General features: G+C 71.8%; 6 protein-coding genes. All 6 read left to right on the top strand.

Annotation, left to right across the window (positions count from 1 at the left end; all coding sequences use genetic code 11):
- Positions 1 to 1769, top strand: a 1769-nt coding sequence (locus ABDW35_RS25035) for an AAA family ATPase (RefSeq protein WP_343716581.1), incomplete at its 5' end; no start/stop codon positions are given.
- Positions 1770 to 1817: 48 nt separating this feature from the next.
- Positions 1818 to 3254 carry a type VI secretion system-associated FHA domain protein TagH gene (tagH, locus tag ABDW35_RS25030; RefSeq protein WP_343716580.1) on the top strand — a complete coding sequence of 479 codons (1437 nt, stop codon included), beginning with the start codon at positions 1818 to 1820 and terminating at the stop codon, positions 3252 to 3254.
- A 101-nt stretch (positions 3255 to 3355) separates the two neighbouring features.
- Positions 3356 to 3823: a type VI secretion system lipoprotein TssJ gene (gene tssJ, locus ABDW35_RS25025; RefSeq protein ID WP_343716579.1), complete on the top strand. Its 468-nt coding sequence runs from the start codon at positions 3356 to 3358 to the stop codon at positions 3821 to 3823.
- A 6-nt stretch (positions 3824 to 3829) separates the two neighbouring features.
- Positions 3830 to 5173 carry a type VI secretion system baseplate subunit TssK gene (tssK, locus tag ABDW35_RS25020; RefSeq protein ID WP_343716578.1) on the top strand — a complete coding sequence of 448 codons (1344 nt, stop codon included), beginning with the start codon at positions 3830 to 3832 and terminating at the stop codon, positions 5171 to 5173.
- Between the two features lie 3 nt (positions 5174 to 5176).
- Positions 5177 to 6577 carry a type IVB secretion system protein IcmH/DotU gene (gene icmH, locus ABDW35_RS25015; RefSeq protein ID WP_343716577.1) on the top strand — a complete coding sequence of 467 codons (1401 nt, stop codon included), beginning with the start codon at positions 5177 to 5179 and terminating at the stop codon, positions 6575 to 6577.
- 24 nt (positions 6578 to 6601) lie between these two features.
- Positions 6602 to 9311, top strand: a 2710-nt coding sequence (gene tssM / locus ABDW35_RS25010; RefSeq protein ID WP_343716576.1) for a type VI secretion system membrane subunit TssM, incomplete at its 3' end; no start/stop codon positions are given.

Raw genomic sequence — 9311 nt, 5'->3', positions numbered from 1 at the left:
CGGGGGGGCAGGCCGGCCAGGGCGACGCCGCCAACCTGCTGAAGCCGGCGCTGGCGCGCGGTGAGCTGCGCACCATCGCCGCCACCACCTGGGCCGAATACAAGAAGTACTTCGAGAAGGACGCCGCCCTGACCCGCCGCTTCCAGGTGGTGAAGGTGGAGGAGCCGGGCGAGGCCGCGGCGATCGGCATGATGCGCGGCATGGTGCCGATGCTGGAGACGCATCACCGCGTCCGCATCCTGGACGAGGCGGTGCAGGAGAGCGTGCGCCTGTCGCACCGCTACATCCCGGCCCGGCAGCTGCCGGACAAGTCGGTCAGCCTGCTCGACACCGCCTGCGCCCGCGTGGCCATGGCCCAGGCCGCCACCCCGGCGGCGGTGGAGGCGAGCCAGCGCGAGATCGACCGGCTGGATGCCGAGATCGCGATCCTGACGCGCGAGCAGGCGACCGCCGGATCCCACGGCGAAGAGATCGCGGCGCTGCGGCAGCGGCGGGCGGACATCGAGGCGACGCTGGCCACCCTGCGCGACCGCTGGCAGGAGGAATCGGGGCTGGTCGACCGGATCCGCGACCTGCGCGCGCGGATCGAGACGGCCGAGGGCTTGCCGCCGGCCGGCGGCGCCAAGGACAAGCCGGCCGCCGACGCGCCGCCGGCCGCGCCCGCGGACCCGGCCGAGATCGCCGCCTGGCGGGCGGAGTATGGCGAGGCCCGCGCCGCCCTGACGGCGCTGCAGGGCGAGGCGCCGCTGATCCCGGTCGAGGTCGACGCCCAGGCGATCGCCGAGGTGGTGGCCAACTGGACCGGCATCCCGGTCGGCCGGATGGTGTCGAACGAGATCCGCGCGGTGCTGAACCTGGAGGACAGCCTGCGCGAGCGCGTCGTCGGCCAGGACCACGCCTTGGGCGCCGTGGCCCAGGCAATCCGCACCTCCCGCGCCAAGCTGACCGATCCGCGCAAGCCGATTGGCGTGTTCATGTTCGTCGGCTCGTCCGGCGTCGGCAAGACCGAGACGGCGCTGGCTCTGGCCGACCTGCTGTATGGCGGCGAGCAGAATCTGACCGTGATCAACATGTCGGAGTTCAAGGAGGAGCATAAGGTCTCGATGCTGCTCGGCTCCCCGCCCGGCTATGTCGGCTATGGCGAGGGCGGCGTGCTGACGGAGGCGGTGCGCCGCCGGCCCTACTCCGTGGTGCTGCTGGACGAACTGGAGAAGGCGCATCCCGGCGTGCAGGACGTGTTCTACCAGGTGTTCGACAAGGGCATGCTGCGCGATGGCGAAGGCCGCGACATCGACTTCAAGAACACCGTCGTGATCATGACGTCGAATGCCGGCACCGACCTGATCGCCAAGCTGTACGCCGATCCGGACACGGCGCCCGACGCGGCCGGTCTGGCAACGGCACTGCGGCCGGAGCTGCTGAAGACCTTCAAGCCCGCCTTCCTGGGCCGCATCTCGGTGATCCCCTATCTGCCGCTGGGCGACGAGACCCTGCGCAGCATCGCCAGGCTGCAGCTGGAGCGGATCCGCAAGCGGGTCGAGGAATCCTACGGCGCGCGCTTCGTCTATGACGACGCGCTGGTGCAGGGGCTGTGCGCCCGGGCGACGGAGAGCGAGAGCGGCGCCCGCGCCATCGAGCAGATCCTGTCGCGCACCGTCCTGCCCGAGCTGGCCGCCCTGTTCCTGGCCAGGATGGCGGAAGGCGCGCCGATCGAGGAGGCGGGCGTGTCGTTGGACTCGGCCGGCGCCTTCCAATATCGTGTCTCCTAGCATCGTCAGGGGCGGCCCGCCCCGCCCCGTCGCGTGGGCCCGCAGGCCATGAAGCTGATTCTCGACCTGATTTCGGGCGGCGGGGAGTCCCGCAGCTTCGATCACCGCGGCCTGACCATCGGCCGCGGCGATGATTGCGACTGGGTGCTGGACGACCCGTCGCGCTTCCTGTCGAAGAGCCACTGCTTCATCGACTATGTCGACGGCAGCTACGTGCTGTTCGACCTGTCGACCAACGGCACCTATGTGAACGGCAGCGATGCGCCGCTGGGCCGGGCCAACAGCCGGGTGCTGGCGGACGGCGACCGGATCGGCATGGGCGACTATCAGTTCGCGGTGCGCATGTCCGGTGCCGAGGCACCGGCGGCCAGCCATTCGATCGATGTCGACGACCCCATGGCCTACCCGTTCGGGGTCGAGCCGAAGGCCCCCGCCGACCGACTGCCGTCCTGGTCGGCGGAGCCGCGGGCGGAGGACCCCTTCGCCTTTCCGTCCGGCAACGAGGCCGACCAGCGCTGGGCCCGGCCGGCGGAGCCCGACCACCTGCCGGCGGAGCAGGTCGCCTTCCGCCCGCCCTCGCCGACCTTCCACGAGATCCCGGAGGACTGGGCGGAGACGCCGGAGCCGCAGCCAGTCCGCGGCAAGGCCCCGTCGCGGCCGATCCCGGCGGACTGGTCGGCGCCGCCGGCCAACCGTCCGCCCGAGCCGCCGGCCCCCAGGCCCGTCGCAGCCCCGGTGCCCTTCGCCGAGCCGCCGCCGCTTCCGACCGAGCCGCCGCCCCTCCCGGTGCGGCCCCCTGAGCCGCCGCGGACCGTGCCGCCCCCGATTCCGACCATGGCCCAGGCTCAGCCGCGGCCCGAACCGGCCCCTGCTGCAGCGCCCCAGCCGAAGCCGGCGCCGGCCGGCGGCCCCGACCTGCTGCGCACGATGCTGGAAGCCGCGGGGCTCGACCCAGACCGCTTCCCGGCCGAGCGCGGCCCCGAGATCGCGGCCATGTTCGGCGAGATCGCGCGGGCCAGCGTGCAGGGCCTGATCGAGGCGCTGAACGCCCGGTCGGCGCTGAAGGGCGAGTTCCGGATCGAGCGCACCTCGATCCAGCCGCGCAACAACAACCCGCTGAAATTCTCGGCGACGCCGGCCGAGGCGATCGGCGCGATCCTGAACCCGCCTTTGCCCGCCTTCGCCAAGGGGGCGGACGCCATCGCCGAGGGATTCCGCGACCTGCACGAGCACCAGATCGGCACGGTCGGCGGCATGGAGCAGGCGCTGCGCCACCTGCTGGACACGCTGAGCCCGGCGGCGATCGAGGCGGCCGCCGGCAGCGGCGGGCTGGGCGGCATGCTGCCCGGCGGCCGCAAGGCCCGGCTGTGGGACGCCTATGTCGCGCTGCACCGGCAGACGGCCGAGACGGCGTCGAACAACATCCGCGAGGTCTTCGGCCCGTCCTTTGCGGAAGGCTATGGCAGGCTGAAGGACCGGATCTGAGGCTTGCGGGCGGGACTGGCCGAACCCCGCCATGATATGGCCTCGGATTCATGGGCTTGATACACAGGATCGCAATGCACGGCCGGGTGGGGATGAGGAACATGGCATCACGCAGATTCGCCGGAGCCCTGCTGGCCGCGGCCCTGCTGTCGGGCTGCGGCGCCCTCGGCGACGTCGCCGCCCCGAGCGAGGCGACGGTCACCGTCTCGGCCAGCCCGAACGTGAACCCGGACGCCTCGCACCGGCCGTCGCCCGTCCTGGTGCGGATCTTCCAGCTGAAATCTGCTGCGGCGCTGGACCAGGCCGACTATTTCAAGCTGACCGGCGACCCGCAGGCTGCGCTGGGCGATACGCTGGTGGCGCATGACCAGGCGCTGGTGACGCCCGGCCAGACCCGGTCGGTGCCCCTCAAGCTGGACCCGGCCACGCAGGTGATCGGCGTGGTCGCCGGCTTCCGCGACGTCGACCATGCGCGCTGGCGCACCTCGGTCGCGGTCGATCCGGCGTCGACCGGCACCGTCGCCATCACCGTCGGCGCCGCCGAGGTCACGGCCAAGGCCGGGGAATAATCGCTCATGGCGTGGGACAACAAGGTCGTCTGGTCCGAGGGGATGTTCCTGCGGACCCACCACTTCCAGCAGTTCGACCGCTATGTCGAGAAGCTGGTGCGGGCGCGGCTGGCCGACCTGATGCCGCATGGCTGGGGCATCGGCGCCCTGACCATCAACCGCGAGCTGCTGACCACCGGCAAGTTCGCGATCACCGCGGCGCATGGCGTGCTGGAGGACGGCACGCCCTTCGACATCCCGGAGGATGTCGACCACCCGCCGCCGCTGACGGTGCCGGATTCGACCAAGAACGCGATCGTCTACCTGGCCGTGCCGGTGCGCCAGCCGGGCCACCCCGACATCGACCACGCGACGGCCGGCAACGACACCGCGCGCTACGCCGCCGTCGATTTCGAGGCGTCCGACGCCAACGCCTATTCGCCGGCCGTGTCCGCGATCCAGGTGGCGCGGCTGCGGCTGCGCTACCTGCTGGAGACGGAAGACCGCTCCGGCTATGTCTGCCTGGGCCTGGCGCGGATCATCGAGGTCCGGTCGGACCGGTCGATCGTGCTGGACGACAAGTACATCCCGCCCAGCCTGACCTGCCAGGCTTCGACCGGCCTGTCCGGCTTCGTCTCCGAGATCTTGGGCCTGCTGCATCACCGCGGCGAGGCGCTGGCGGGCCGGGTCAGTGCGTCCGGCACCCAGGGCGTGGCCGAGGTGGCGGATTTCCTGCTGCTGCAGCTGGTCAACCGGGCCGAGCCGCTGATGGCCCATTTCGCCGTCACCCCCGGCATCCATCCGGAGCGGCTGTACGCCGCCATGCTGGAGCTGGCGGGCGAGTTGGCCAGCTTCACCGGCCGGGACAAACGGCCGGTCGCCTTCCCGCCCTATCGCCATGACGACCTGCAGCGCTGCTTCCAGGCAGTGATGCTCGAGCTGCGCCAGTCGCTGTCGGCGGTGCTGGAGCAGAGCGCCATCCCGATCCCGCTGGAGGAGCGGCGCTACGGCATCCGGGTGGCGCCGATCGCCGACCGGTCGCTGCTGGACCAGGCCGCCTTCATCCTGGCGGTGCGCGCCGACGCCTCGGCCGACGCCGTGCGCCGGCACTTCCCGTCGCAGATCAAGATCGGGCCGGTCGAGCAGATCCGGAACCTTGTGAACGCGGCCCTGCCCGGCATCACCATCCGCCCGCTTCCGGTGGCCCCGCGGCAGCTGCCCTATCACCCCGGCGTGATCTATTTCGAGATGGACCGCACCGGCCGGTTCTGGGAGGAGCTGAAATCCTCCGGCGGCATGGCCGTGCACGTCGCCGGCGAGTTCCCGAACCTGCAGCTGGAGTGCTGGGCGATCAAGGCACCCCAAGGATAGCCGATGGTCGAAGACGATCCCTTCGCCGACCCGAAGGACGGCGACCGCACCGTCATCCGGCCCCGCCCCGGCGGGGTCCGGCCCGCGGCCGTGGTCGGGGAAGGACAGGATGGCGACGGCACCGTTGCGCCGCGCGTCGTCGCCCCCCGGTCGCGCTTGGCCGCCGGCCTGCCGGAAGGCCCCGCCGGCGTGGTGCCGCTGGCGCCGACCGGACTGAACGCCGTCACCCAGGCCGCCGCGCCGCTGCTGGCCCTGGCCGTGCGGCTGAAGAACCGGGCGGTGCATCGCGACGTGCCGCTGCTGCGCGACCGCGTGGTCGCCGAGATCCGCAGCTTCGAGCGCACCGCCCTGGCGGCCGGGGCCTCGGCCGAGGCGATCCGCGCCGCCCGCTACGGCCTGTGCGCCACGATCGACGATCTGGTGCTGAACACGCCCTGGGGCAGCCAGAGCCTGTGGACCAAGCAGTCCATGGTCTCGACCTTCTACAACGAGACCTGGGGCGGCGAGCGCTTCTTCGACATCCTCGACCATTTGATGAAGGATCCCGAGCGGACGCTGGAGATCCTCGAACTGTACTATGTCTGCCTGTCGCTCGGCTTCGAGGGCCGCTACCGCGTGGATTCGCGGGGGCCGGCGAAGCTGGCGGAGATCCGGGATTCGCTGTACCGCGCCATCCGCCGCCTGCGCGGCGAGCGCGAGGCCGCCCTGTCGCCGCATTGGAAGGGCGTGGTGGCCGAACGGCGCGCCCTCGGCCGCATCATCCCGCTCTGGGTCATCGGCGCCGCGACCGGCGCCATCCTGGTCGGCGCCTTTTTCACCTTCCGCTGGTTCCTCGACGCGGCGCTGGACCCGGCCATGGCCGCGGCGGCGGCGGCCCCGCCGCAGGGCCCGGTGGTGATCGAGCGGACGACCCCGGTCCAGCCGCCGGCCCCGCCGCCGCCGCCCAAGGTCGTGGTCGAGAGCTCGGGCGTCCGGCTGAAGAAGTTCCTGGAACCCGAGATCCAGGAAGGCCTGGTCACGGTGACCGAGGACCAGCAGTCGGTCCGGGTCCGGATCAACGGCAGCGACCTGTTCGCCTCGGCCAGCGACGCGGTGACCCCGAAACGCTTGTCGATCCTGAACCGCATCGGCGAGGCGCTGAAGACCGAGCCCGGCCAGGTGGTGATCGAGGGCCACACCGACAGCCAGAAGATCCGCAGCGCGCGGTTCAACTCGAACATCGAGCTATCGCTGGCCCGGGCCAACAGCGTGAAGGGGATCTTCGAGCAGATCGTCGGCACCGGCCGCTTCTCGGTCGAGGCCAAGGGCGACACCGAGCCGCTGGTGACGCCGGACACCACGCCCGAGGCGCGCGCGCAGAACCGCCGCGTCGAGGTCATCCTGATCAAGCCGACCGGCGGCTGACGCCCGGGCGAACGACGAGAGCCGATGCGCAAGATCCTCTCCATCCTGACGGCACGCTGGTTCGTCACCCTGATCGGGGTGCTGCTGCTGGCCGCCATCGTCTGGTTCGTCGGGCCGCTCTTTGCCTTCGACACCGTCCGGCCGCTGGAAAGCGAGCTGGTGCGCGTGGCCGTGATCGCGGCGCTGCTGGTGATCTGGGCCTTCGCCATTGCCTGGTCGATCGTGCGCAGCCGCAACGCCAATGCCCGGCTGGTCGACGACATGGCGCAGGAGGCCGCCAGCCCTGGCGAGGCGGCGGAGGAGGAGATCGAGACCATCCGCGGCCGGCTGACCGAGGCGCTGGCGGTCCTGAAGAACACGCGGCTGGGGAAGAAGGGCGGCCGCCGCTGGCTGTATGAGCTGCCCTGGTACATCCTGATCGGGCCGCCCGGCGCCGGCAAAACCACGGCGCTGGTGAACTCCGGCATCGACTTCCCGCTGGCCGAGCGCACCGGCCAGGGCCGCGACGCCATCCGCGGCATCGGCGGCACCCGCAACTGCGACTGGTGGTTCACCAACGAGGCGGTGCTGATCGATACCGCCGGCCGCTACACCACCCAGGACAGCCACGCCGCCCGCGACGCCGCCGCGTGGAAGGGCTTCCTCGGCCTGCTCAAGCGCAACCGCCCGCGGCAGCCGATCAACGGCGCGCTGATCTGCGTCAGCATCTCCGACCTCGCGATCATGCCGGAGGCCGAGCGGACGGCCCATGCCCGCGCCGTGCGGCAGCGGCTGCAGGAGCTGAGCGACGAGCTGGGTGTCCGCTTCCCGGTCTATGTGCTGTTCACCAAGGCCGACCTGCTGGCCGGCTTCAGCGAGTTCTTCGACGACCTGGACCGCGAGGCGCGGGAGCAGGTCTGGGGCATCAGCTTCGCTTTCGACGAGGGCAAGGGCGAGCAGGGCGCGGTCGCCGGGTTCCTGAAGGAGTTCGACCGGCTGGTCGACCGGCTGAACGAGCGGGTGATCACCCGGCTGCACCAGGAGCCGGACATCCGCAACCGCAGCCTGATCTACGGCTTCCCGGCCCAGGTCGCGTCGCTGCGCGAGCCGCTGCACGAGTTCCTGACCGAGGCGTTCCGGCCCAGCCGCTACGACGCCCGCCCGTTGCTGCGTGGCGCCTATCTGACCAGCGGCACGCAGGAGGGCACGCCGTTCGACCGGCTGATGGGCGCCATGGCCCAGTCCTTCGGCCTGGACCGGCAGCAGATGGCCCCGCCCCAGGGCCGCGGCCGCAGCTATTTCCTGACCGACCTGCTGCGGCGGGTGGTCTTCGCCGAGGCGCATATCGTCTCGACCAACCCGAAGGTCGAGCGGCGGCTGCGCTGGGTGCGCTGGGGCGCGACCACGGCGGCCCTGCTGGTGCTGGCCGGCGGCCTGTCCGCCTGGACCGTCAGCTATCTCGGCAACCGCGACCTGATCGCCTCGGTCCAATCCGGCCTGAACGATTACGGCGCCAAGCTGGGCGACGCGGTCGGGCCAGTGCGCAACGCCGACCTGGCGTCGGTCCTGCCGGCGCTCGACCTGCTGCGGGCGATGCCGACCGGCTATGACCGGCGGAACGACGAGGTGCCGGTGACGATGCAGTTCGGCCTGTACCAGGGCGACGTGCTGTCCCAGGGCACCGTGCCGGCCTACCGGCGCGCCCTGAACACGCTGCTGCTGCCGCGGCTGGTGGTCCGGCTCGAGGACATCCTGCGCCAGGTCAAGGCGCCGTCGAACCTCGCCTATGTCGCGCTCAAATCCTACCTGATGCTGGGCGGCCGGGCGCCGGACATCGACCGCGACACCATCCTGGCCTGGCTCAAGGTCGACCTGGAGCAGCGCTATCCCGGCGCCGACGACGCGCCGCACCGCCAAGCGATCCTCGACCACACCGCAGCGCTGCTGGAGCGGCCGATCACCGTGGTCGGGATCGATGGCAAGCTGGTCGACCAGGCCCGACGCGTCCTGGGCGCCACGCCGCCGGCGGAGAGCGCGTACCGGATGATGCTGGACGACCCGGCGGTGAAGGCGCTGCCGGACTGGACCATCACCGCCAATGGCGGCCCGGGGGCCGAGCGGGTGCTGATCCGCCCCTCCGGCAAGCGCCTGAGCGAGGGCGTGCCGGGGGCCTATACCTATCGCGCCTTCCACGAGATGGTGCTGGCCGGGATCGAGCGCGCGGCCCGGGCGGTGGCGTCCGAGCGCTGGGTGGTGGATTCCCAGGCCCCGCCGGGAGACGCGGATGACGCGACCATCGCCCGGATCGGCGGCGACGCCCTGCAGCTCTATTACAACGACTACGTCTCGGCCTGGAACGCGCTGCTGGCCGATGTCCAGATCGTGCCGTTCCAGAGCCGGGACCACGCCATCGACACGCTGGAGACGCTGTCCGCGCCCGGTTCACCCCTGGTGGCCGTGCTGCGCGGGGCGGCGAAGGAGACCGACCTGGCCGCGCCGCCGCCCGCACCCGCCGCGGGGGCGGGCGGGCTGACCACCGGGCAGAAGGCTGCCGCCGACCTGGCCGCCGGCGAGGTGCAGAACGCGGCGCAGCAGGCGCTGGGCACCGGCGGCCGGCTGGCGACGCTGGTGGCCGAGGACTACGCCAAGACCCGGCTGGGCGGCGGCGCGACCGCCGCCGACGCCCCGCCCCCGGGCGCCTATGTCTCCGACCGCTTCCGCGACCTGCGCGACTTCGTGAACGGCCCGAATGGCG

This window comes from Inquilinus sp., assembly GCF_039594555.1.
GTDB lineage: Bacteria > Pseudomonadota > Alphaproteobacteria > DSM-16000 > Inquilinaceae > Inquilinus.
This window is presented reverse-complemented; position numbering and strand designations above follow the sequence as displayed.